The sequence below is a fragment of the Bradyrhizobium sp. 33ap4 genome, assembly GCF_032654765.1.
In the GTDB taxonomy this organism is placed as follows: Bacteria; Pseudomonadota; Alphaproteobacteria; order Rhizobiales; family Xanthobacteraceae; genus Bradyrhizobium; species Bradyrhizobium australafricanum.
This window is the reverse complement of sequence record NZ_JAUMTJ010000027.1, coordinates 28,902-49,970: the sequence shown is the minus strand read 5'-3', so window position 1 is coordinate 49,970 and position 21,069 is coordinate 28,902. Positions and strand designations below refer to the sequence as shown.

Here is a 21,069-nt window from a genome sequence, read left to right as displayed (position 1 = left end):
ACCAGTTGCGCCGGGCGCTGTCTAGTCCTATTTTAGGACCAGTTCGGAATCGTGATCGAGAAAGGTTGGCCGCGATGAAGCGGACCGGATTCGCCAAAGCGGAATGCCCGGTGGCGCGCGCGCTGGATGCGATCGGCGACTGGTGGTCGCTCCTGATCGTGCGCGACGCGTTCGACGGCCTGCACCGGTTCGGCGACTTCCAGAAGAATCTCGGCATCGCCAAGGGCATGCTGACGACGCGGCTGCGCACGCTGATCGAGCTCGGCGTGCTCGAGCAGGTCGCAGCCTCCGACGGCAGCGCCTATCAGGAATATGTGCTGACGAAGCGGGGCCACGACCTGTTCCCGATCGTGGTCGGCTTGCGGCAATGGGGCGAGGCGCATCTCTTTGCGCGCGGCGAGCCGCATTCGGTGCTGCTCGACCAGGCCGGCCAGGCGGTCGGGCAGCTCGTGCTGCCGTCGAAGAGCGGCAAGCCGCTGGGCTGGGCGGACACGAAGGTGAGGAAGGTCGCTGCGCGGAGGCGGTGAGCGAAGGGCGAACTCTCTCCACGTCATTGCGAGGAGCGAAGCGACGAAGCAATCCATGTCTCGGCAAGCGGCGCGATGGATTGCTTCGCTACGCTCGCAATGACGGGGATGGAGCCGGGCCGTCGCCCTTCGAGACGCGCTACGCGCTCCTCCAGCGACAAAGGCGAAGCCTTTGCGCGGGGGCGACGGACGACGTGTGTTCAATCCACAATAAACAGCGTCGCACCCGTCTTCGTCGACGAACGATGTGCGGCGTCGCCGAAGTCGGAGACCTGGTAGCTCATGCCCGGCTTCAGCGTGAATCTGCGGCCGTCGCGCAGCTCGGTGTCGAGCTCGCCCGTGACGACGTAGAGCACATGGCCGCGATCGCACCAGTGATCGGCGAGGTAGCCGGGCGAATATTCGACCATCCGGACCCGCAGCTCGCCGATGTTGAGCGTGCGCCACAGCGCCTGTCCGGTCTCGCCGGGATGCACTGAAGGCTCGAGCTTGTTCCAGTCGGTGACGGTGAAGGGCAGGGTCGGGATTTTCATGCGCGTGGTTCCTGACGTTCTGTTCAACCTACGAGTCCTCTACTGTCATTGCGAGGAGCGAAGCGACGAAGCAATCCATCGTTCCGCATATGCGGACAAAATGGATTGCTTCGCTTCGCTCGCAATGACGGCTGAGAAGCAGCCTCACCCCACCAGATGGTTCGCCGAGCCCTGCCGGATCTTCCCCTCGGCGTCGAGCCGCAAATACTCGCAGATCTTCTTGCCGCTTTCGTTCTGGTAGAACACGACGACGCTGTCGGGCGAGACATAGAGGTCGATCAGCTCGAAATGCAGCTCGGGCAATTTCGCCAGCGCCGTGCTCCAATAGGCCCGCAAGCTCACCTTGCCGCGCACGGTGCCTGACGCGCCGAAGCCGAGCGGCGGGATCCGGTCCGAGGTCATCTCGGCATCCTCGGCATACATCGCCAGCACACGCTCGAGGTCGCGCGCGTTCCAGGCGGCGATCCAGTCGCGGCCGAGCGCGGCAAGGCGGGGCGGGTCGTGAAAATCCGGCATTGGTTTCCTCCATGTGGCTTATGGCCAAATTAGGTCAATAATACTGACCTATACGGATTTGTCCATGCCCAAAGAAGAATGTGGGCGCCCCTTCGAGCGCGGTTGCGGGGGCGGGCGCCGTCGCGTATCTGCTTGCCATGACAGCCCAGCACACAGCCCAAGACACAGTTCAAGCACCGTCGACGCCCTCCGTGGCCTCGGCGCATGACAAGATTCTGATTGTCGATTTCGGCAGCCAGGTGACGCAACTGATTGCCCGCCGCGTCCGCGAGATGGGCGTCTATTCCGAGATCGTGCCGTTCCAGAAGGCGGAGGCCGCCTTCAAGGAGATGAAGCCGAAGGCGGTGATCCTCTCCGGCGGTCCGGAATCGGTGCATGAGACCGGCTCGCCGCGCGCGCCGCAGCTGATCTTCGAGTCGGGCGTTCCAGTGCTCGGCATCTGCTACGGCCAGATGACCTTGGCGGCCCAGCTCGGCGGCGAGGTCGAGGGCGGGCACCACCGCGAGTTCGGCCGCGCCGATGTCGAGGTGAAGACCGACAGCCAGCTGTTCGACGGCATCTGGGGCCATGGCGAGAAGCACCAGGTGTGGATGAGCCATGGCGACCGCATCACCAAGATGCCTCCGGGCTTCTCCGTCGCCGGCACCTCGCCGAATGCGCCGTTCGCGATCATCCAGGACGAGACGCGTAAATATTACGGCCTGATGTTCCATCCCGAGGTGGTGCACACGCCCGACGGCGCCAAGCTGCTGCGCAACTTCGTGCGCAAGGTCGCGGGGCTGACCGGCGACTGGACCATGCGCGCCTTCCGCGAGGAGGCGATCGAGAAGATTCGCGCCCAGGTCGGCACGGGCAAGGTGATCTGCGGCCTGTCCGGCGGCGTCGATTCCGCCGTGGCGGCGGTCTTGATCCACGAGGCGATCGGCGACCAGCTCACCTGCGTGTTCGTCGATCACGGCCTGCTGCGGCTCGACGAGGCCAAGACCGTCGTCGACCTGTTCCGCAACCACTACAACATCCCGTTGGTCCATGTGGACGCGTCGAAGCAGTTTCTGGGCGAGCTCGAGGGCGTCACCGACCCCGAGGTGAAGCGCAAGACCATCGGGCGCCTGTTCATCGACGTGTTCGAGGCCGAAGCCAAGAAGATCGGCGGCGCCGAATTCCTGGCCCAGGGCACGCTCTATCCTGATGTGATCGAGAGCGTCTCCTTCACCGGCGGCCCGTCGGTGACCATCAAGTCGCACCACAATGTCGGCGGCCTTCCGGCGCGCATGAACATGAAGCTGGTCGAGCCGCTGCGCGAATTGTTCAAGGACGAGGTGCGCGTGCTCGGCCGCGAGCTCGGCCTGCCCGAAGTGTTCGTCGGCCGCCACCCGTTCCCGGGCCCCGGCCTCGCCATCCGCTGCCCCGGCGACATCACCAGGGAAAAGCTCGACATCCTGCGCAATGCGGACGCGGTCTATATCGACCAGATCCGCAGACACGGCCTCTATGATGCGATCTGGCAGGCCTTCGCGGTGCTGCTGCCGGTCAAGACCGTCGGCGTGATGGGCGACGGCCGCACCTACGAATACGTCGTCGGCCTGCGCGCCGTCACCTCGACCGACGGCATGACCGCCGACTTCTACCAGTTCGACATGAAATTCCTGGCCGAGACCGCGACGCGCATCATCAACGAGGTGAAGGGCGTGAACCGGGTGGTGTACGACGTGACCAGCAAGCCGCCGGGGACGATCGAGTGGGAATAATTCGGACCCGTCCGGGACTATCCCGCTCTGTCCATTTGCACGACTTAACAGACTGATTTTGCGATCTAAATCGTCATCTGCATTCGAGAACTATCGGCGCGCATAAAACCGGACAGACGGAGCGCCTGACGGTGTCGCCGTCCATTGAAACCATCGATCCCGATCAATACCGTCATGCGCGAAGATGCGTCTGACGGTATTTTTCTTTGTTCAAGTGACTGTAAAACAAGGAAATCTCTGATCAAACGCAGCGCAAAAGTGGCTGACGGTATTTACCTGGAGGGGAAGTCCTTGCTGACAGACGCTGCGCTTAAGGCGCTGAGACCAAAGGAAAAATCATACAAGGTCACCGACCGAGACGGTATGTACGTGGTTGTGTCGCCCGCGGGGACGCTGTCGTTCCGGCTCGACTATCGTCTGCATGGTCGACGCGAGACTGTGGTTCTCGGAAAGTACGGCCCGACAGGGTTGTCGCTCGCACGCGCTCGCGAGAAGTGCATCGATGCGAGGCGCGCAGTAGGCGAGGGGCGATCTCCCGCTATCGAGAAGCAGCGCGAGAAACGGCGTCTTCTTGAAGCAAGGAGTTTTGGCGAGCTCGGAGAGAAGTGGCTTGTCGCGGCACCCATGGCTGACAGTACCCGCGCAATGCGGCGATCGATCTTCGAACGCGAGCTGCTGCCCGTTTGGCGAAAGCGCCTATTGAATGAAATCGCACCGGACGATCTTCGTGCCCATTGCGCTGCCATCGTGGAGCGCGGCGCACCCGCAACGGCGATCCATGTCCGCGATATTGTGAAGCAGATCTACGGATTTGCGATCCTGCATGGCGAGAAAATCGCCAATCCGGCGGACGAGGTGGGACCCGCGTCGATCGCGAACTTTGTCCCGCGAGACCGTTCGCTGTCACCGACTGAAATTCGCATCATGGTCAAACAGCTGGACCGTGTCGCGACATTGCCCACCATTCGACTGGGAATGCGATTGTATCTGCTCACGATGGTCCGCAAGAGTGAACTGCTCGATGCCACGTGGGGCGAAGTCGATTTCGAGAATGCGGTCTGGACGATCCCCAAGGAACGTATGAAGCGTTCGAAGGCGCACAACGTGTATCTCTCGAGACAGGTGCTCGATATCTTCATTGCGTTGAAGACTTGCGCAGGAAATTCAAAGTATGTGCTGCCGTCGCGCTATGACGCCGACGCTCCGATGTCGCGCGCAACGTTCAACCGGGTCACATACTCGGTCGTTGGGCAGGCGAAAAAGGAAGGACTTCCGCTGGAGCCGTTCACGGTTCATGACTTGCGAAGGACCGCGTCAACTCTCCTGAACGAACTCGGATTCAACAGTGACTGGATCGAGAAGTGCCTTGCGCACGAGGACGGACGGTCATCGAGGGGGGTCTACAACAAGGCCGAATACGAGGTCCAGCGTCGTCATATGATGCAGGAGTGGTCCAACATCGTTGATGCCTGGACTGGTGGTCAGAAATACATCCCGATCCTCATCCCCCCTTCAATGCCACTCCTGCAACCCGATCCGGCCCTTTGACCGGCCGGGTTCGACGCTGCCTTACATCTGGATGCGGTGCACGAGCGAGAGGCGCCGATCTGCGCGCAGCCAGCCAGTTTTCGACCTCTGCGAGGTCCCACACGACGCAACGGGGCGAAAGCGCGAACCGCCTCGGAAACTCTCCGCGCTGCTCCATCTCATAAATGGTGCTGTCGGCGAGCGGGACCATCTCGCGAAGCTGATCTCGCCGGATGGTGCGTTTGATGGGGGTTATTTCCCGACGTGCCATATCGCTGTTCTGCAGGCGATTGAGATTGGTGCCGTGGAAGTAGAGCTCTTGGCTTTGCCCAGCAATTGGCCAAATAACGGGTCGTACAAAAAGAAATGTTTGGGCGCATTTGCCAACGGTTCGGTCGCGCATTGGAGCTTCGCTGACAGCGCCTCCAAGTGGCGCAGGTGACTCTAGCGTGGTTTGGGCGACTCACGCTAACCAATCATCATCGATTGCCTCACTACACGATAGGGACGACATGGTTGCAGCCACTCGTCAACTGCCAGCTTCTGGTTACGCGCTTGAAGTGGACGGCCGACTGAAAGCTGAATTTGCCACCCGGGACGGCGCCAGGACAGGTGGAGTAGAGCTGAAGATGCGTTTTCCAAGGCTTCAGATTAGAATCTATGACGCCGAAACCAAGGCTCGAGAGGAGATCCAGTTTCCCTGAGCCCCTGTCTTCGCTGAATTTCTGTTTGCGCGCAGCCAGCCATGCTTCGATCTCCCGCGCAATATAATGTGTCGCTCGCCGGAGGCACTCGCTCGCGGCCCCCGCCGTCATTGCATGCCGGCGTCGCTATCACTGTCCCACGTTCGGGTGCCTTCTTAACCGGTCTCGCGACTGCACTCGGTCCCGGGTCCCGCCGCTACGCGTCGGCGCTATGCTGACCCTCCTGCGGGTGCCTCTTTTGCCTTAACATTGTTTAGCGCACTGCTTGCACCGCGCGCACAGACCTTGCCTCTCTCTAAGAAGCTAGTGGGCGCAGCGCCTCGCCTGCGCCAGGGTAAGGCGCCGGCTGACGCCGGCGCCGCCCGGAGCGGTCTCCCTGGTCTTCCGCGCTTTCTCTGATCCTTCAATTTCTGGAACGACTGGCATGCGCCCCGTGCAGACCCGCTCTCTGAGCGGCCCTCTCGGGGGGGGGGATCCCTGTTCCAAGCAACATGCTCTTCGCGAGGTGCTAAGGATCGACCTGTCGGGGGCCACTTGGCAATCCTGCGCTCATGGAAATCGCGCCATGATCGAGACCTCGATCACTTTGATCTACGCCGTCCGCGACGGTCCGCTGTGTCGTGTTCGTCAACCAATAGCAAGCGATGGGGCCCGGGCGCTTTGCTCGTGTGATGCCTGGAGTATTGGATTGCTGTCTGGCAGATCGCTCCCGCGGCACCTTCGCCACGGCACGCGGGAATACGGCGAGGGGCACTAGCGTTTGCCGGGATGCGACCTTCTTGCCGTTGACGCGCAGGCCTCAGCATGGGGCCGATCGATCCAGCAGTGTCCTTGTGTTGCGTCTGCGTCGGCCGTCATGGTGGTCTCCGTCAGTTCGTTCATGGCGCGTCCAACGCAACCTCGAATGGGCTGATCAGGCCCGAGGGCCGGCAGAGCCTCGATCGCCTTCCCGCAACGGCTGCGCCTGCTTTTTTCTCCTGCCGCGAAGGGGTGGCATTCCTCGCGGAAGACAAAAAAGCAGGCTTGTCGCCGTCCTCCGCTGCGCTGCGGGCCTGACGGCTGCGGGCCGATCGCTCCCCGGGCCAAGGATCGCCATCGAGGCTGCGATAGGCGCGGCCCGAGCAACAAACGGAGACGACCATGGCTACCATCGGCACCTTCATCGCTTTGGACAACGGCTACACCGGCTCGATCAAGACGCTGACGCTGAACATCAAGGCGCGGTTCGCCGCATCCGAGAAGGACAACGACAAGGCGCCCGACTACCGCATCTTCGCCGGCACCACCGAGTTCGGCGCGGCCTGGAAGAAGACCGCCCGCGACAGCGATCGCGAATACCTCTCGGTCAAGCTCGACGACCCGAGTTTCCCGGCCCCGATCTACGCCTCGCTGGTGAAGGTCGAAGGCGACGAGGGCTTCACCCTGATCTGGTCTCGCCGCAACGGCGACTGATCCCTTACGGATCTTCGGCCCCGCCTCCTCGGAGGCGGAGCCTTTTGCATGTGTGCCGAGTATGAACGACAGCTTGGAGGTGGAAGTCCTCTATCCAGCCTGATGACGGCGAAGGATTAGCGAGCGCCTTCCGCCCAGCTTGGTGCGCCGCCGCCAATCCGGCAAGCTTGATCGGCGGCGGTGACGCGCGTCCGCGTCCGGCGCTCGCCGGGCCTTCGGCCCGGCTCGCGGAAGAGATCAGGATCGAATCTTAGACACTTTCTCGTCAAGCAGGTCGACCGGCCGCACCTCCAAAGCTTGGGCCGTCTCCCAGATTGTGAGCAGGGTCGCGTTTTGCAGCCCTCTTTCCATACTACTGATGAAGGCCCTATCGACGCCCATGCGTTCTGCGACGGCCTCCTGGCTCAAACCAAGGCCTAGCCGAAAACGGCGCGCATTTGCTCCAAATACCTTGCGAATGTCCATCCGCAGGATAGGAAGCAATCGCGTATTTTGGCGCTACGTGTTATAATACGCGGCGACCTCGGTTGCGTGTGCTCGCAAAAGGAGTTTCGATTGTGGAGAAGGATAGAAGAACGCGCTTTCCTGCGGTCCCCGAGCCTGGGGCAGGCGGCATGCCATACGCTAGTGTCGGCGACTATGCGAGAGGGCGCTTTGCGAGCGCTGCGAGTCGACTTCCGCTCTCTGGAACAGTGTAGCCCCCGATGCCAAAACCACCGCTTGATCCGGAGGTCGCGGACGTTGCGCCGGACGATCCAATCGTTACACCTTATGACCAGCAGCATGTCGTAACCTACATGCGACTTCTACAGGCCGAGAGTGAGGGGGCGGACTGGCGGGAAGTCGCTCGACTTGTCCTGCATATTGATCCGGAGCGTCAACCGGGCCGCGCACGCGACGCATACCAGAGTCACCTCGCGCGCGCGAAGTGGATGACCGAACAGGGGCGTCTGTTGCGTGGCACGTGGTCGAACTAGAGGAAATTTATCGGCCGAAACTCGACTTCTCCGGCTAACGCTTGGTCACCAGGAAGCACCACGTGGTGCCAAACCAGGTTCTTCCTGCAGCCCAATCGATTGGAATTATTGAGCCGCAATCCTGTTAGCTGTGTGCAATGGGGCGGAAGCAATGCCTGAGTTCGACTGGCGGTCGCCGGAATCCTTCAAGAGCCTTCAGGATGCAGAGATCACCGACATTGCCTGGGAATGTCTTCGTCGAAATACGGATTATCGCCGTGACCACGAAGCGATGATCGCCAACAAACCAGCTGGCGAAGTGACAGCCGAGTTCAGGAGGAGGTGGGGCACCTGCTCTCGGCCATGATCCAGTGAGGTCCTTCAACGAACAGACCATCTTTTGGGCGCCCGATGTTCTGCCGACCGTTGTGCCGGGCGCAGTGATCGTGCCGCCTCTCAGCGCCAGCGCAGCGCCTCGGCCGCTGCTCGATCTCGCGGCTGACCAGATCCGCCGCGCCGCCGACGGCTGGCACGTCGTATTGCGCATCGAAACGGCAAAACACCGCGTTTGGTCGAAAGAGCCGCGGGTTGTTGGTCTGTGCTATTCTGCCGAGCTGCCGTTTGACGGCGATTTTGAGGAACGCGTATGCTGCGCGACGGGCTGTGGCGTGCGATGAAAGGGCGCACAAGTGAGATGCACTTTCACGCCCGCCGGGATGACGATCACGATGCTGTCTCCCTACCGGCGAGCTGCCGATTCACCGCGGTCGGACTGCTGCCCGCCGGCGCGAACACACGCTGTCCATCTTCCAGTTCGACCGCCATCATGCCGTCCGGCGGCTTTACAAGATCATGCAAGGCCGCGAGTGCTGCTGGCTCATTCGCCGCGCCGTCGGCGAGCGTCACCGTCGCGAGTTGCGGTGCCTTGCGAGCGGTCAGGCCGAACTCGACCCGCCAGCGGAACACCATGCTGGTAACGACGCCATGGCGGCGGCAAACCTGCGCCACGCTGACGCCGGGCTTCTCCGTCTGCTGCACGATCGCCCGCTTCTGCTTGTTGCTGAACCGACGCCGGTTCGACCGCCCGTCCACCGCTTCCGGCGTCAAGCGGTATTTGCGTCGCGCGCAGTTAGCAGCGCTGCTTAATTGAGCCGGGTGCTCGGATGATGCAGCAATCGCCAGTCCTTCTCGCCGCCGGAGTCTTCGAGACGATCGCGCCAGATCCGCAACGAATCGCGCGAAAGACCGAGGGGCGCGGCATGCCTGGCATGCCCGATGCCGTCCAGCTCATCGCCTCGACATGTCGCCGGGCACGAGCTGTGCCGGCGGTTCACGCAGATTCCCGGTGTCGGTCCGATCGCGGCGCTGAGCTTCATGACCGCGGTCGACGACCCCTCGCGGTTCAGGCGCTCGCGCGACGTGGCGGCGTATTTTGGCCTGACCTCACGGCGCTGGCAGTCCGGCTCTTCGGTCGGCGTGCAGGGGCGGATCAGCAAGGCGGGTGACGGCGACGTGCGGCGGGCGCTGAGGCGGCGAGCGCGCGCTGACGCGTTACAAGAAGAAGGACAAAGTCAAGGCGTGGGGGCTGGCGCTGGCGAAGCGCGCCTCGCACCGCAAGGCGACGGTGGCGGTGGCGCGCAAGCTCGCCGTGATCATGCACGCGATGTGGACCTCCGGCACGTTCTACTGCGGCGATCCGGACGCGTCGGCGGCGGAGATGCGCGCCGAGCGGACGGCCAAAGCGCGCAAACTGCTCGGGGCTTACGCATGAGCAGCGCGATCAATCGACCCGTTGACGACGTGGCGATCGCCGCGTCCTGAACATGGAGCTCCGCCGCTGGCGGATGAGGACTGGTGCAGCATAACGACGACGGAACGCACGTTATCTTGCCTGCGACGGCGCATCTTCGGATGCCTGCCGATCGCGCCGGATTGCCTGTGATGTGGCTCCGTCAGACCGATGGAAAGATGCGCCGCGACGGCGTCCGCGCTGCCTTGCTGCAGCGAGTTTGTGCCGTCGATGAGCGCGGAAGATTGCACGGCGCATCAGGACTCGCATTCATCGCGGCGCATCGTGTCATGGCGTGGCGCAGAGAGCCTTGTCGCAAACGAGAAAGGAAGCGAGAATGGGACAGAGCAGAGAGACGAGACGCCCGATTAAGACGGCCCGATTAAGACGGCAAGATAAAGCGAACTGTCGTTCGCACCTCGCGGGCTCGGCAAGTGATTGTCTGCACATTGTTTTTGGCACCTTGCGAAGCCCATCTGACAGCACTGCGCATGTGCGCATGGTGCCATCTCAAAGACTTTCTCTTTTGTTTTCAAGGCCAAGACGGTTGTCTTTTGCAATGTGCGCCGTAGCATGCCTCGTCATCGCTACACTGCCGCAACCCATTCTGCGACGCTCTACGATCGATGGTTTGAGGTCTTGCACGGTGTGATTCCCGCGCCGATCGTCGCGTCATGGCGAGCGATGAGCACGACGATTTCCGCATCAGGCCGGGCCGCGCGCGCAACCGGGGCTCGCGCGTCAACGCGCGCTATCTGCCCTTCTTGACTGAGGTGAAGATCGCCGTGCGCAAGGCCGGCGGTAACCCCGGGCAGATCGGCCGAGGCCCGGGATCGGCGGGCAGCCGGAACGGGCAAGGCAGCGGCCGCTTCAACGCGCGCGGCCGGGGCGCAAGGGTGGCGGCGTCCCTTCCTCGGGACGGCGGCGGCTGGCAGCGGGACTCCAGTGGTCGCTTCCGCTCGCGGCGAGTCGTGGTCAAGGCGCGGGTGGTGAAGCTCAACCCGCAACGCAGGTCGCGCGGGCGAAAGATGCGGGGCGCGGCGAGCAAGGCGGCCGACGCGCATCTGCGCTACCTCGAGCGCGACGGAGTCACCCGCGACGGCGAGCAAGGCCGGGCTTATTCAGCACTTGAGAACAAAGCGGACGGCAAGACGTTCATCGAACGCGGACGTGAGGACCGCCACCAGTTCCGCTTCATTGTCGCGCCGGAGGATTCCATCGAGATGGCGGATCTGCGCGGCTTCACCCGCGACCTCATGCGCCAGATGGAAACTGATCTCGGCACCAGGCTCGACTGGATCGCCGTCGATCATCACAACACCGGCCATCCGCACACCCATGTCATCGTCCGCGGGGTGCTCGATGATGGTCGCATCCTCAACATTGCCGGTGATTATATCGCTCATGGCGTCCGCCATCGGGCGAGCGAGCTGGTTACGCTCGAACTTGGCCCACAGACCGAGATCGAGCTTCAGAACAAGCTCCACAACGAGGTGCAGGCCGAGCGCTGGACCCGGCTCGATAAGATGCTGGCCTCCGAGCAGCGCGACCAGGGCGTCATCGATCTCAGGCCCGGCGAGGGGGCGAGCTATCTCGTCCGCGAGAACCGCGCCAACCTGATCGGGCGCGTCCGCCAGCTTGAGCGGTACGGGCTCGCCAGCGAGATCGAGCCGGGACGCTGGACGCTCTCGGGCAAGGCCGAGCGGACCTTGCGGGAGCTCGGCGAGCGCGGCGACATCATCAAGACCATGCACCGGGCGCTTGCCGAGCATGGCATCGCCTCCGAGCGCGGGCCCAGCCAGTACGTCAGCCATGGCAGGCAGATCGCCGAGCCGGTCGTCGGCCGGGTGCTGGCCAAAGGACTGGCCGGCGACGAGATGAGCGACCGGCTGCATCTCGTTATCGATGGCGTGGACGGGCGCACCCACTATGTCGAGACGGCCGATCCGGCCAGGCTGGACGAGATCAAGCGCGGCCACATCGTCGCGCTCGAGCCGGTGCTGAGCAAGGCGGAGCCACGAGCTGCGGACCTCAACATCCGCGCCATGGCGGCAACAAACGGCGGCCTCTACCGGCCGAGCGAACACCTGGCGGCCGCGTGCCTGGAGATCGAACGCTTCAAGGGCGACCCGAATGCATACATCCGCTCCCACGTCCGCCGTCTCGAAGCCCTGCGCCGCGCCGGCCATGTCGAGCGCATCGACGCCGACCACTGGAAAATCCCCCACGACATCGCCGAACGCGGCATGGCCTATGACGCCTCTGGCCAGCCGAAGGACTTTGCCATTCGCACGCTCTCCACCCTCGATCTTGAACGCCAGATCGGCAGCGACGGGGCGACCTGGCTCGACCGCGAACTGGCCTCACCCAACCGGACGCCGCTCTCGGAGGCGGGCTTTGGACGGGAGGTCACGGACGCGATGGAGCGTCGTCGCCAGGCCCTCGTCGATCAGGGGCACGCCACCCGGCTCGCCGACGGCCGCGTTCGTGCGCCGAAAGACCTCGTCGCCCGCCTTGAGGCGACCGAGATCAGTCGCGTCGGGCGGCAGATGGCGGCCGAGCGCGGGCTGACTTATATGCCGAGCAAGTCGGGCGAGTTGATCGCCGGGAGGCTTGCGGGCGTCGCCACGCTTGTCAGCGGGCGCTTCGCCATGATCGAGGATGGCCTCGGCTTCCAACTCGTGCCCTGGCAACCTGTGCTCGACAAGCGCATCGGCCAGCACATCAGCGGTGTGATGCGCGACAGCGGTGGCATCGAATGGGGGGGGCGGTCGGAAACGTGGGCTTGGGCTGTGAGCTGGACCCCTTTGCCAGCCTCCGGCCGTCCTCCGACGGGCGGAGCGTGGACGAGGGTGGTGGCAACTTGGGCGCGGTGGCTAGATCGCTCACCCGCGGCGTCTGGCAGCGGGAGGATTGGATCTGGAGTCACGGACAAACGCGGTTGATGGTCTAATCGATTGACGGCGAGGGAGAGACCGGCCGTCATCAGCCTCCCATCTTTTTGTTCCATATTCTGGGGCGGTGAGATCATCGGCCTCGCGGATCAGTGCCGCGACGGCGGCGGGCTTCCTGGCCGATCAAGCCGCGAAGACTTTCCCATCCCTGGTTCCGCGCCAGTTCCATCGTCAGCGCCTTGCAATCGCTGCCGGACCGGGGGGTGATGTTTCGGGACGATCGGGGTCTTCGAACTGCGAACGCACATAGGCTGGCTGCAATCTCATCAAGCCGCGTCCGAACATCGGATAGATTGGGAGCCGGCGGAGAAGCTTGAGGATGGTCGTGAGAATCGCATCGTTAGGCGCTTTCGCCTGCACCACAGCCGACGCAGCGGCCGGGAGGGGAGCGCACCAGATTGCGGTTGAGCCACTCGGCGACGCAGCAGGCGAAGGCGCGGGCCTCAGCCCGATCGCGTGGCAGGCCGCCATCGAACTCCGCAATCCCGGCGCGCTCGTCAAAAAAGACCTGCCAGTCCTCGGCCGACCAGCCATCTTTGCCAAGGACGCAGCAACACCACGATGCCAAGCTTGTGAATCGAGAGAAGATCGAGGATTTCGGCCGGCGGCGGCGCGGAGGCTTCCAACACTAGGTCGTCGCCGTCGAGACGCAATTCGACACCGGCGACCCGCGCCGCCCTCAGCGCTTCGGCGGCGCTCAGAGCGTTGCTCTCCATCCGGTTTTTCCGGGCGCGGATTGGGGCGGGTGATTTGCACCCGCAGAGTCCGCAACAACCGGCCGACCCCCTCGGAGCCTTGTTTGGCGTGGTGAGTCTTGTGCCGCAGTGGTTTGGTGGTGGGACACCGGGTAATTTCCTGCCCCCGGAGATACACGTGAGTTGCTTCTAGCGTCCCTTTGGTCCGCGCTCACGTGAACGTCTCCGCTCATCCGGCTCTTACCGTCCAGCCGCCGTCTTGTGCAGCGCTCTCGAAGGAGGAAGCCGCAACAAGCGCCGTGAGGTTGGTGGCCGCTGCCCTCCAGCAGGAGCTGCGCGACTGGGGCGCTGTCCTGACAGCGCAGGACTGCGAGGCTATAATGGCCAAGGTTCTCGAACGCGCCGGCACCGCGGCGCATGCAACGAGCACGGCCATGAAAGTCAAAGACCTGTTAGATGAGCTACAGAAGCTCGATCCGGAGACGCTGGTCGTCACGTCCAGTCCTGACGGCTTCGCTCTGTATGAGCCGACATTTGACCGCGAATGGATCACGATAGACCGGTTCGGTAGTCCGCAGCGCGCCATGTCAGGCGAGCCCGGAGCGATGCAGGCCGTCAGGCTCTAAGCCTCCGGGAAGTTCTCCTGCACATAGAGCTTGATGCGCCCGCCGATCGTATCGTGTTTGGGTACGTCTGGTTCGAACGCCGGGACCGGCACAACGTTGTAGGAGGCGGAAATGAAACCCATCAAAGACGAAATGATCCGAACAATCGTGAACGAAGCCGGCGATGAAGTGGGCCAGACCAACCTCGATGGCACGCTTGTCAAAGGGCACCACCAAATCGACGCCGAACTAAAGCTCCACCACGAACTGTTCTTCAGGACCAGCGGCGCGCTGACAAAGATAAACTGCATCACCATTGACCATACCGCGCACAAGATCACGCTGGCGGTGGACGGCTTTAGTCGGGCTTGAGCCGATGATGAGTGCGCCTGTTTGGCGTGCTTGGGCCGGCCGATATCAGAAGACCGCTGCGGCCAGCCCGATGGCGGCCAGCACAATCACCACGACGAATGCTAGCAGGCAGCTTCCACCGTGCGTGTTCATCGCGACCTCCGTGTCCAGATGCTGTCTGAATTTATTTCCGGTAGATCACCACTGGGGCATCGCCCGCCCGATGAACCCGAGGGGACCCCGCCCCGGCACCGGTTGCTTTTGGGGTAAAGCAGACATCAAATGGAAGGCGAGGCCCGCAGACTCGGTCGAGAGTGACCCAAGGCAGACATGTCTGAGCGGGCGCATGCCAGAAAACTGGCGATGCGCAGCACCTGTCGGCGGTGACCAGGTCTACCTCTTGCCGTCGCCGATGTACGTAAGGCGAGGGCTAGTCAAACCGAGGAATGCCGATTGGAATTCTCATTCCGATGCTTCGGTGCTCGGCCACAAGACGTGCGACAAACTCATCCAGGCGCGGTCGGGAGAGGGGTGAATATACGTCGGGTGTCAGACACTCTTCCGCGTTACGAGTGGCGCTCGGCGCGCGCGTGATGGCGCGCGCCGAAGTCTTCAAGCGATTTGCGCAGCGATCGGAAGCCTGCGCGCACCTCTTCAGAAAAGAGCTGCGGCTGTTCCCAGGCTGCAAAGTGCCCGCCTTTATCGACCTTGTTGTAATAGATGAGCTTGGGATACGCCCGCTCCGTCCAACTCCGCGGCGCCTGATACTGCTCGCCTGGAAAAACGCTCACGGCCACCGGGATGTGGACGCCCTTCGCATTGAAGAAGCCGCCCTTGTATTCCCAGTAAAGACGGGACGCAGAGACCCCGGTCTTCGTCAACCAGTACAGCGTGATGTTGTCGAGGATCTCGTCGCGCGTCAGCTCCCCAGTGGCACTCGTCGCCCGGGTTAGTGCCGAAGCGACCGCCGCCGCCGGTTGGCCGTCAGCGTCATTGTGGTCGAGCAGCCAGGCCGCGAGGCCAACGGGCGAATCCGCGATGCCGTAGAGGGTTTGCGGGCGCGACGCCATCAACCTGGCATAGTCGACTTGCTTGAAAGTCCTGACCAGTTGCTCATAAGCGCGTCGTTCCTCAGCTGACAGACCGGTCGTCGGCGGCTCGCCGGCCTTAAGAGCCTTGTCGACGTCAGCCGGGACGGTGGCGGGCATGTTGGTGTGGATGGCGAGCAGTCCCGCGGGAGCCTGCAAGCCCATTTGATCGACAACAAACGCTCCCCAGTCGCCGCCTTGAGCGACGTAACTGGTGTAGCCGAGGCGCTTCATGAGTTCTGCCCATGCTCGGGCCATCCGCTCGGGACCCCAGCCGGTGCTCTTCGGTTTGCCCGAAAAGCCGTATCCCGGCATTGACGGAATGACCAAATGGAAAGCGTCCGATGCGCTCGCGCCGTATGCCGTGGGGTTGGTCAAGGGATCGATGATCTTCAACTGCTCGATGATCGAGCCGGGCCATCCGTGGTTGACGATGAGCGGCAACGCACCTTCGTGCTTCGAACGAACGTGGATGAAATGAATGTCCAGCCCGTCGATCTCGGTGATGAACTGCGGCAAGGCATTGAGCCGCGCCTCTACCTTCCGCCAGTCGTAATCCGTCGCCCAATAGCGCGCCAGTTCCCGCATCGTCGCGAGTTGCACGCCTTGCGATTGGTCCGGGACAGTCTCGCGTTCAGGCCAGTTTGTCGCGTCGATGCGCCTGCGCAGGTCGACGAGCGCCTCTTCAGGAAAGTTGATGCGGAAGGGGCGGATTGCATCGCCCGTGGCGGCCGACACCGGATGCGCGGGAAACAGGCTGGCTGCGCCGGCCGCGGCTATTCCCAGCGCAGCGGTGGTCAAGAACTTGCGTCTGTCCGGGTTGATGGCTTCTGTCGCCGGCGTTTTGATGAGCATGGTCATTGCATTCTCTCCTGAGGTTACCGGCTCGCGCCTTGGAAGTTGGGTCGCTTCGATGCTCGAGCGAATGCTCGTTGGTCGGCAGGCGCGCCATCGCCGCGCCACCTAATTGTCTCTTGGTCGTTCCGGGCAGCGGGGGAACGGCGAGTGACCACGCCTCCGTCGACCAGCCGGGGCACGCCGAGCGGATTGGCCTCGCGCAGCGCCATGGGCAGCAGCGTGTCCGGAAAACCCTGGTAAGAGACCGGCCGCAAAAACCGATCGATCGCGCTCATGCCGACCGAGGTGAAGCGGCTGTCCGAGGTCGCGGGGAAGGGACCTCCGTGGATCGAGGCATAAGAGACCTCCTGCGGATGCGCGAAGGCGTTGACAACGATGCGACCGGTGCGTCGCTCCAGGATGGGGAGCAGACGCTGCGCCAGTGAAGTGTCGGCGTTTTCCAGATGCATGCTCGCCGAAAGCTGGCCGCGGAAGGCCATGGCAATGGCGATCAACTCCTCTGCGTCGCGGACCTTCACGAGCAGGGCGGCGGGGCCGAACACTTCCTCCGCAAGCCTGGGATCGGCCAGGAAGCGTGCGCCGTCGATCTCGAGCAGGGCCGAGCGGCCGTCGAGATCTTGGGACGGCGCCGCCCCCTCTGCGGTGCGGCGAGCACCGCTCGCCTGCTGCCGGTCGAGGCCTTGCAGATAGGCGCTATGGATGCCCGGGGTCAGCATAGGGCGCGCAGGGGCAGAAGCGATGCGCGCCGACAAGCTCTCGCGCATGGCTTCGAAGCCGGGCCCTTCAATGCCCAGAAGGATAGCGGGCTTTAGGCATGCCTGTCCGACATTGACCAGCATCCGTTCGGCGAAGCCGTCGCCGATCTCGGCTCCGCGCAACGACAGGGCCTGTGGCAGGATGAAAGTCGGGTTGACGCTGGTCATTTCGGTAAAGACCGGGATCGGTTCCAGCCGCAGCTGGGCGCGTCGATAGAGCGCCATGCCGCCGCCTTCCGATCCGGTGAAAGTCACGGCCTTGATCAGCGGATGGTCGACCAGCGCCTCGCCGACGGTATTGCCCGCCCCGCGCACCATCGAGAACACGCCCTGATGCAGGCCGCTATCCTGGACCGCCTTGCGGATGACACGGGCCATGATCTCCGACGCCCCGGGGTGAGCGTTGTGCGCTTTCAACACCACGGTGCAGCCCGCCGCGAGCGCAGAGGCGGTGTCGCCGCCGGCGACCGAATAGGCGATCGGGAAATTGCTTGCACCAAAGATGGCAACGGGACCGAGCGCGATCTTCTGCATGCGGTGGTCCATGCGCGGGCGGGGCTGGCGCTCGGGCTGGGCCGGGTCAATCGTCGCCTGCAGGAAGCGCCCCTTGCGGACGACCTCGGCGAATTGCCGGAATTGGGTCGCCGCCTTGGTCGCTTCGGCCTCGAGCTGCACCGCGGGCAGGCCGGTCTCCTGCGCGGCGCGCTCGGCAAGCTCTGTGCGCACAGCATCGAGATTGTCGGCGATCCGGCCCAGGAACGCTGCGCGCTCCGCAAGCGTCGTGTGGCTGTAGCCGTCGAACGCTTGTTCGGCGAGCCGCACGGCCAGGTCGACTTCCGCGCGACCGCCGAGGGCAAAGCCGGGTTCGATTTCGCGGTTCGTGGCGGGGTTGAGCGCGTTCATCGTTCCTTCGCTGGCCGCGATGTCTGCGGCGCCGATGAAAAGCTTTCCTGTCAGGGTCATTTGAGTTCACCTTTCATGATAAGTGCGCTGGCGCGCAGGGCGCGGGTTACGTCTTAGGCAAGGCCGCCATCACCTCGGCCGTCGTCCCGATGGCGTGGGCGAATGTGGGGCCGTTCAATTCGTGCGCAGCGTGCATCATGTCGTGCGAGAAGGCGGCGGTGGCGTCGCGCACCAGCGTCACGTGATAGCCGAGCTCCATTGCGAAGCGAGCTGTCGACTCGATGCAGGTGTTGGCGAGCAGGCCGATCACGATCACGTGGGTGATACCCTTCTGCTTCAACTGGAAGTCCAGGTCGGTGTTGGCGAAGCCGCTTTGTCCCCAATGCTCCTTGGCGACGATGTCGCCAGGCTTCGGCGTGAAATCGGAATGCCATTCGCCGCCCCATTCGCCGCGCGCAAAGCTGTGGCGCTGCATGATCAGTCGCTGGGTGGGGTTTGGATGGTCCCAGTCCTCGTAATCGCCCGGCTCCCAGCGCCGGTGCGGGACGATGACGACCTGGATATCAGCCGCGCGCACGGCACCGTCCAGCCGGCGCAGGTTATCGAGGAGGCCAACCTCATCGGCGACCGGCTTGAGGTGCGGATAAACCTTCCCGCCCTCCGACAGGAAGTCGTTGTAGGGATCGACGAGCAGCAATGCGGTCCTGCCGCGAGGGTATTGGGTCTCAATCATCGTCCGTCTCCTTGGGCCGCAGCGCGGCCGGTTGCTTCGGCTTCAATGATGTCCTATGTTACTATGAAAATCATAGTTACAACCCGCGATGAAGAAAACGTGATGAAGAACCAAAAAGCCGTTGTTTCCCAGACGCTTTGCCCGGTCGCCCGCTCCGAGACGGTCGTGGGCGACCGCTGGACGGTGCTAATCCTGCGCGAACTCTTCATGCGCAGTCATCGCTTCGAGGAGATCCAGGCCCAGACCGGAGCTACGCCGCAAATGGCCGCGGCGAGATTGAAGAGCTTGGAAGCCAACGGGCTCGTCAGGCGACGCATCTACAACAAGCGACCGCGGCGTCACGAGTATCACCTGACGGAGAAGGGGGAGGCCTTCTATCCTGTGCTGCAGGCGCTGCGGGGCTGGGGCGAGATATGGTGCAAGTCGCCGCGGGAAGGCCGCGCTATCAACTACATCCACCGGACATGCGGCAAGTCGACGGGCCTTGGCCCCGTCTGTGAGAGTTGCGGCCAGCCACTACGTCGCGAGGATATGATCGCCGAGCTGAATCCCGCTTATCAGGATGAGCGCGAAGCGCGGTGGGAGGAGTTCAAGGCCAGCCTATGAATCCTGTGGGTCTCAGAAGAGAAGCCGGCCGTGCAAGGGCTCGCGCTGGGACAGCCAGTCGCATTGCCAGGCCTGCGTTCGAAGCGATCAAGCCGAGTGCGAGACTTCCGCCTCTGGCCCATCGCACCATTTCGTTGCGTTGCGGTAATTGGTCAGTATCGGGGCATAGCGGACCTCTAGAATAACAAACTCGATTTATGAGACGCGCCCTAGATATTCGGCGCAGATCGAGGCGAGCGCATTGCCTTGTGGCGAGCGATTGGGATTGTTCGGGTCGCGCGGCTTGGTCGCCCTGGCGATGGCGCGCTCGACGAGCCCGAATTGATCCCCGTACAGAATGAACGTCATGTCGCGGAATGGCGACCGATCGCCGTCCGGCAATTCGGGCATCCGCTCTAACTCGCCGACCCCGACCGATAGCCGCGAAAGCTCGTCCTCGGTTATGCCGGTCAGCGCGATCTCGAAACCGTCCTCCACGAGGTCGGCCAATTCGAGCCGCAGCATCTCGTCATCCCAATCGCTGGCATCGGTCAGGCGATTATCGGCGATGACATAGGCGCGCTTCTGCTGATCGGTCCAACCGCGCGCGACAATGACCGGCACCTCGGTAAATCCTAACAGCTTGCCGGCGGCCAATCGGCCGTGCCCGGCGAGCACCATGCCGTCATCGGCCGCGAGGATCGGCATTGTCCAACCCCATTGCTTGATTGAGGCCGCGATCTGCTCGATTTGCTCGGGCGAGTGCCGGCGCGAATTGCGCTCGTAGGGCCGTAAACGGTCAACCGGCCATGCTTCCACGGCCGGCTTGCTCGCCAGTGCATCCATGATTTGCCGCCTGTAGGGCCGTTTATGGCCCGGACCTAGACTTTTAAATCCGCAACGCATTGCATTCGCCTCAACAAGCCGGGCGAAACCGTCGACATGCACCACGGTGGCACCACCACGCGCCTGCATCGCGAGTGCATCGACACTTGGGTCGCCGACTAGGAGCAGCGCAATGTGTGGAGAGGAGCCACCGCCTGGCGAATTTCACTTGCGCATCGGACGCGGGAGCCGATTTGGAGCTGCTGCCGCCCGCAATGGAGGAAGCTGGTATGCTATCCGTTTTCGACTTGCGGGATGCACTTCTCGCCCTTCCGACATTTCTCTACGAGAAGCTCTTTTTCGGCCCGATACCAGAAGTTATCCATCTCACCGTGTGGTTGGCCGGCCTCCTGCCAAAGCTTATAAGCCCGAGTGCGTATTTCTTCCTCGTTCGGACCGGGCATCTGAAACACCCTAAATATCGCACCGTCAGGCAATCGCCTGCGGTCGGTTATTCATACCCTCACGGAATTCTGGCTCCGCACAGACAGCCGATCTTTACTGCATGCAAGGTGCGGATGGTTCTCGCAAACCCACCCGATGCCGAAGCAGATTGGGCAGTTTTTATCCATCTTGGGCAACGCAAGTTAAACAACTTCAGTTCCTCGCTCACGGCGGATTGTGCGCTGCCGTCGGCGGGGCCGTTACCGCTGCGCTTGCTTTAAAACCAACCCAAACGGCGCAAACGGCGCCGTCACCATCGTGCCGACGACGCCGGTCGCCTCGTGGATTTCAAGCAAAATGGCCGAACGGTCGATTCGCCATTAAACGCCCTAACCAGCTCCGTTCGCGTGGAGTTTGCGAGGAATCAAAGCCCCAAAACGCGGTCCCGAAATACGCAAAAGGCGGGCGGTCCGGCGTACCCGCGGGTCGTGTCCCCAGTGATGGTGTAGCTCGGTAGAGCA

23 protein-coding genes and 1 pseudogene are annotated in these 21,069 nt (G+C 63.0%); 13 read left to right on the top strand and 11 right to left on the bottom strand.

The window, feature by feature from the left end:
* Nucleotides 1-74 precede the first annotated feature (74 nt).
* Nucleotides 75-527, top strand: coding sequence for a helix-turn-helix domain-containing protein (locus Q2M23_RS21590; RefSeq protein ID WP_316396959.1), 453 nt, complete (start codon nt 75-77; stop codon nt 525-527).
* A gap of 200 nt (nt 528-727) precedes the next feature.
* On the opposite strand, the gene Q2M23_RS21585 is transcribed toward Q2M23_RS21590, so the two are convergent.
* Nucleotides 728-1,060, bottom strand: coding sequence for a DHCW motif cupin fold protein (locus Q2M23_RS21585; RefSeq protein WP_076826624.1), 333 nt, complete (start codon nt 1,058-1,060; stop codon nt 728-730).
* 144 nt (nt 1,061-1,204) lie between these two features.
* Nucleotides 1,205-1,576 (bottom strand): nuclear transport factor 2 family protein, encoded by a 372-nt coding sequence (locus Q2M23_RS21580; protein WP_076826626.1) that lies wholly within the window; start codon nt 1,574-1,576, stop codon nt 1,205-1,207.
* A gap of 137 nt (nt 1,577-1,713) precedes the next feature.
* Here Q2M23_RS21580 and guaA point away from each other — a divergent pair, with 137 nt between their 5' ends.
* Both guaA and Q2M23_RS21570 read left to right on the top strand, forming a co-directional pair.
* Complete coding sequence (gene guaA, locus Q2M23_RS21575; RefSeq protein WP_316396958.1) at nt 1,714-3,324, top strand: glutamine-hydrolyzing GMP synthase; 1,611 nt, start codon at nt 1,714-1,716, stop codon at nt 3,322-3,324.
* Nucleotides 3,325-3,615: 291 nt separating this feature from the next.
* On the top strand, nt 3,616-4,872 hold the full coding sequence (locus Q2M23_RS21570; RefSeq protein ID WP_316396991.1) for a tyrosine-type recombinase/integrase: 1,257 nt from the start codon (nt 3,616-3,618) through the stop codon (nt 4,870-4,872).
* Here Q2M23_RS21570 and Q2M23_RS21565 read toward each other — a convergent pair.
* Entirely contained in the window at nt 4,826-5,122 is a 297-nt protein-coding gene (locus Q2M23_RS21565) for a helix-turn-helix transcriptional regulator (RefSeq protein ID WP_316396990.1), read from the bottom strand. The genes Q2M23_RS21570 and Q2M23_RS21565 overlap by 47 nt on opposite strands.
* A gap of 241 nt (nt 5,123-5,363) precedes the next feature.
* On the opposite strand from Q2M23_RS21565, the gene Q2M23_RS21560 reads away from it, so the two are divergent.
* Together Q2M23_RS21560 and Q2M23_RS21555 are read left to right on the top strand one after the other, a co-directional pair.
* Nucleotides 5,364-5,555 carry a hypothetical protein gene (locus tag Q2M23_RS21560; RefSeq protein WP_316396957.1) on the top strand — a complete coding sequence of 64 codons (192 nt, stop codon included), beginning with the start codon at nt 5,364-5,366 and terminating at the stop codon, nt 5,553-5,555.
* Between the two features lie 1,140 nt (nt 5,556-6,695).
* Nucleotides 6,696-7,007 (top strand): DUF736 domain-containing protein, encoded by a 312-nt coding sequence (locus Q2M23_RS21555; RefSeq protein WP_316396956.1) that lies wholly within the window; start codon nt 6,696-6,698, stop codon nt 7,005-7,007.
* Between the two features lie 237 nt (nt 7,008-7,244).
* On the opposite strand, the gene Q2M23_RS21550 is transcribed toward Q2M23_RS21555, so the two are convergent.
* On the bottom strand, nt 7,245-7,472 hold the full coding sequence (locus tag Q2M23_RS21550; RefSeq protein WP_141340641.1) for a helix-turn-helix domain-containing protein: 228 nt from the start codon (nt 7,470-7,472) through the stop codon (nt 7,245-7,247).
* Nucleotides 7,473-7,711: 239 nt separating this feature from the next.
* Between Q2M23_RS21550 and Q2M23_RS21545 the strand changes: the two genes are divergently transcribed.
* The 3 genes from Q2M23_RS21545 (at nt 7,712) to Q2M23_RS21535 (ending at nt 8,640) form a co-directional block, all read left to right on the top strand.
* Nucleotides 7,712-7,984, top strand: coding sequence for a DUF2285 domain-containing protein (locus tag Q2M23_RS21545; protein ID WP_316396955.1), 273 nt, complete (start codon nt 7,712-7,714; stop codon nt 7,982-7,984).
* 151 nt (nt 7,985-8,135) lie between these two features.
* Nucleotides 8,136-8,330, top strand: coding sequence for a transcriptional regulator domain-containing protein (locus Q2M23_RS21540; protein ID WP_316396954.1), 195 nt, complete (start codon nt 8,136-8,138; stop codon nt 8,328-8,330).
* A gap of 4 nt (nt 8,331-8,334) precedes the next feature.
* The gene (locus tag Q2M23_RS21535) at nt 8,335-8,640 is read left to right on the top strand and encodes a hypothetical protein (RefSeq protein ID WP_316396953.1); all 306 of its coding nucleotides are present in this window, start codon (nt 8,335-8,337) and stop codon (nt 8,638-8,640) included.
* A gap of 46 nt (nt 8,641-8,686) precedes the next feature.
* Here Q2M23_RS21535 and tnpA read toward each other — a convergent pair whose 3' ends face one another.
* Complete coding sequence (gene tnpA, locus Q2M23_RS21530; protein ID WP_316396952.1) at nt 8,687-9,070, bottom strand: IS66-like element accessory protein TnpA; 384 nt, start codon at nt 9,068-9,070, stop codon at nt 8,687-8,689.
* Nucleotides 9,071-9,259: 189 nt separating this feature from the next.
* Here tnpA and Q2M23_RS21525 point away from each other — a divergent pair.
* Both Q2M23_RS21525 and Q2M23_RS21520 read left to right on the top strand, forming a co-directional pair.
* Nucleotides 9,260-9,734, top strand: a pseudogene (locus tag Q2M23_RS21525) (transposase); the annotation flags it as partial.
* A 692-nt stretch (nt 9,735-10,426) separates the two neighbouring features.
* Nucleotides 10,427-12,697 (top strand): DUF3363 domain-containing protein, encoded by a 2,271-nt coding sequence (locus Q2M23_RS21520; RefSeq protein ID WP_316396951.1) that lies wholly within the window; start codon nt 10,427-10,429, stop codon nt 12,695-12,697.
* A 506-nt stretch (nt 12,698-13,203) separates the two neighbouring features.
* Here the strand turns inward: Q2M23_RS21520 and Q2M23_RS21515 are convergent.
* Entirely contained in the window at nt 13,204-13,422 is a 219-nt protein-coding gene (locus Q2M23_RS21515; RefSeq protein ID WP_316396950.1) for a hypothetical protein, read from the bottom strand.
* Between the two features lie 359 nt (nt 13,423-13,781).
* Here Q2M23_RS21515 and Q2M23_RS21510 point away from each other — a divergent pair, with 359 nt between their 5' ends.
* Both Q2M23_RS21510 and Q2M23_RS21505 read left to right on the top strand, forming a co-directional pair.
* Nucleotides 13,782-14,027 (top strand): hypothetical protein, encoded by a 246-nt coding sequence (locus Q2M23_RS21510; RefSeq protein ID WP_316396949.1) that lies wholly within the window; start codon nt 13,782-13,784, stop codon nt 14,025-14,027.
* 111 nt (nt 14,028-14,138) lie between these two features.
* A complete protein-coding gene (locus Q2M23_RS21505; RefSeq protein ID WP_316396948.1) occupies nt 14,139-14,378 on the top strand; it encodes a hypothetical protein in 240 nt (79 codons plus the stop codon).
* 545 nt (nt 14,379-14,923) lie between these two features.
* Here the strand turns inward: Q2M23_RS21505 and Q2M23_RS21500 are convergent.
* From Q2M23_RS21500 to Q2M23_RS21490, 3 genes are read right to left on the bottom strand one after another with little or no spacing between them, the layout of a single operon-like run.
* Nucleotides 14,924-16,306, bottom strand: a complete 1,383-nt coding sequence (locus tag Q2M23_RS21500; protein ID WP_316396947.1) for an epoxide hydrolase — start codon at nt 16,304-16,306, stop codon at nt 14,924-14,926.
* 17 nt (nt 16,307-16,323) lie between these two features.
* The gene (locus tag Q2M23_RS21495) at nt 16,324-18,021 is read right to left on the bottom strand and encodes an aldehyde dehydrogenase (NADP(+)) (protein ID WP_316396946.1); all 1,698 of its coding nucleotides are present in this window, start codon (nt 18,019-18,021) and stop codon (nt 16,324-16,326) included.
* A gap of 46 nt (nt 18,022-18,067) precedes the next feature.
* Nucleotides 18,068-18,694, bottom strand: coding sequence for an isochorismatase family cysteine hydrolase (locus Q2M23_RS21490; protein WP_316396945.1), 627 nt, complete (start codon nt 18,692-18,694; stop codon nt 18,068-18,070).
* A 102-nt stretch (nt 18,695-18,796) separates the two neighbouring features.
* On the opposite strand from Q2M23_RS21490, the gene Q2M23_RS21485 reads away from it, so the two are divergent.
* Nucleotides 18,797-19,300, top strand: coding sequence for a helix-turn-helix domain-containing protein (locus Q2M23_RS21485; protein WP_316396944.1), 504 nt, complete (start codon nt 18,797-18,799; stop codon nt 19,298-19,300).
* A 195-nt stretch (nt 19,301-19,495) separates the two neighbouring features.
* Here the strand turns inward: Q2M23_RS21485 and Q2M23_RS21480 are convergent, their stop codons facing one another.
* Together Q2M23_RS21480 and Q2M23_RS21475 are read right to left on the bottom strand one after the other, a co-directional pair.
* Nucleotides 19,496-20,230 (bottom strand): ParB/Srx family N-terminal domain-containing protein, encoded by a 735-nt coding sequence (locus tag Q2M23_RS21480; RefSeq protein ID WP_316396943.1) that lies wholly within the window; start codon nt 20,228-20,230, stop codon nt 19,496-19,498.
* Between the two features lie 167 nt (nt 20,231-20,397).
* A complete protein-coding gene (locus tag Q2M23_RS21475; RefSeq protein WP_316396942.1) occupies nt 20,398-20,568 on the bottom strand; it encodes a DUF2934 domain-containing protein in 171 nt (56 codons plus the stop codon).
* Nucleotides 20,569-21,069 lie beyond the last annotated feature (501 nt).

What these genes read in the sequence shown, in the direction of transcription:
- Q2M23_RS21590 (WP_316396959.1), top strand. Translation starts at nt 75, where the DNA reads ATGAAGCGGACCGGATTCGCCAAAGCGGAATGCCCGGTGGCGCGCGCG.
- Q2M23_RS21585 (WP_076826624.1), bottom strand. Translation starts at nt 1,060, where the DNA reads ATGAAAATCCCGACCCTGCCCTTCACCGTCACCGACTGGAACAAGCTC.
- Q2M23_RS21580 (WP_076826626.1), bottom strand. Translation starts at nt 1,576, where the DNA reads ATGCCGGATTTTCACGACCCGCCCCGCCTTGCCGCGCTCGGCCGCGAC.
- guaA (WP_316396958.1), top strand. Translation starts at nt 1,714, where the DNA reads ATGACAGCCCAGCACACAGCCCAAGACACAGTTCAAGCACCGTCGACG.
- Q2M23_RS21565 (WP_316396990.1), bottom strand. Translation starts at nt 5,122, where the DNA reads ATGGCACGTCGGGAAATAACCCCCATCAAACGCACCATCCGGCGAGAT.
- Q2M23_RS21560 (WP_316396957.1), top strand. Translation starts at nt 5,364, where the DNA reads ATGGTTGCAGCCACTCGTCAACTGCCAGCTTCTGGTTACGCGCTTGAA.
- Q2M23_RS21555 (WP_316396956.1), top strand. Translation starts at nt 6,696, where the DNA reads ATGGCTACCATCGGCACCTTCATCGCTTTGGACAACGGCTACACCGGC.
- Q2M23_RS21550 (WP_141340641.1), bottom strand. Translation starts at nt 7,472, where the DNA reads ATGGACATTCGCAAGGTATTTGGAGCAAATGCGCGCCGTTTTCGGCTA.
- Q2M23_RS21545 (WP_316396955.1), top strand. Translation starts at nt 7,712, where the DNA reads ATGCCAAAACCACCGCTTGATCCGGAGGTCGCGGACGTTGCGCCGGAC.
- Q2M23_RS21540 (WP_316396954.1), top strand. Translation starts at nt 8,136, where the DNA reads ATGCCTGAGTTCGACTGGCGGTCGCCGGAATCCTTCAAGAGCCTTCAG.
- Q2M23_RS21520 (WP_316396951.1), top strand. Translation starts at nt 10,427, where the DNA reads ATGGCGAGCGATGAGCACGACGATTTCCGCATCAGGCCGGGCCGCGCG.
- Q2M23_RS21515 (WP_316396950.1), bottom strand. Translation starts at nt 13,422, where the DNA reads ATGGAGAGCAACGCTCTGAGCGCCGCCGAAGCGCTGAGGGCGGCGCGG.
- Q2M23_RS21510 (WP_316396949.1), top strand. Translation starts at nt 13,782, where the DNA reads ATGGCCAAGGTTCTCGAACGCGCCGGCACCGCGGCGCATGCAACGAGC.
- Q2M23_RS21505 (WP_316396948.1), top strand. Translation starts at nt 14,139, where the DNA reads ATGAAACCCATCAAAGACGAAATGATCCGAACAATCGTGAACGAAGCC.
- Q2M23_RS21500 (WP_316396947.1), bottom strand. Translation starts at nt 16,306, where the DNA reads ATGACCATGCTCATCAAAACGCCGGCGACAGAAGCCATCAACCCGGAC.
- Q2M23_RS21495 (WP_316396946.1), bottom strand. Translation starts at nt 18,021, where the DNA reads ATGACCCTGACAGGAAAGCTTTTCATCGGCGCCGCAGACATCGCGGCC.
- Q2M23_RS21490 (WP_316396945.1), bottom strand. Translation starts at nt 18,694, where the DNA reads ATGATTGAGACCCAATACCCTCGCGGCAGGACCGCATTGCTGCTCGTC.
- Q2M23_RS21485 (WP_316396944.1), top strand. Translation starts at nt 18,797, where the DNA reads ATGAAGAACCAAAAAGCCGTTGTTTCCCAGACGCTTTGCCCGGTCGCC.
- Q2M23_RS21475 (WP_316396942.1), bottom strand. Translation starts at nt 20,568, where the DNA reads ATGCCCGGTCCGAACGAGGAAGAAATACGCACTCGGGCTTATAAGCTT.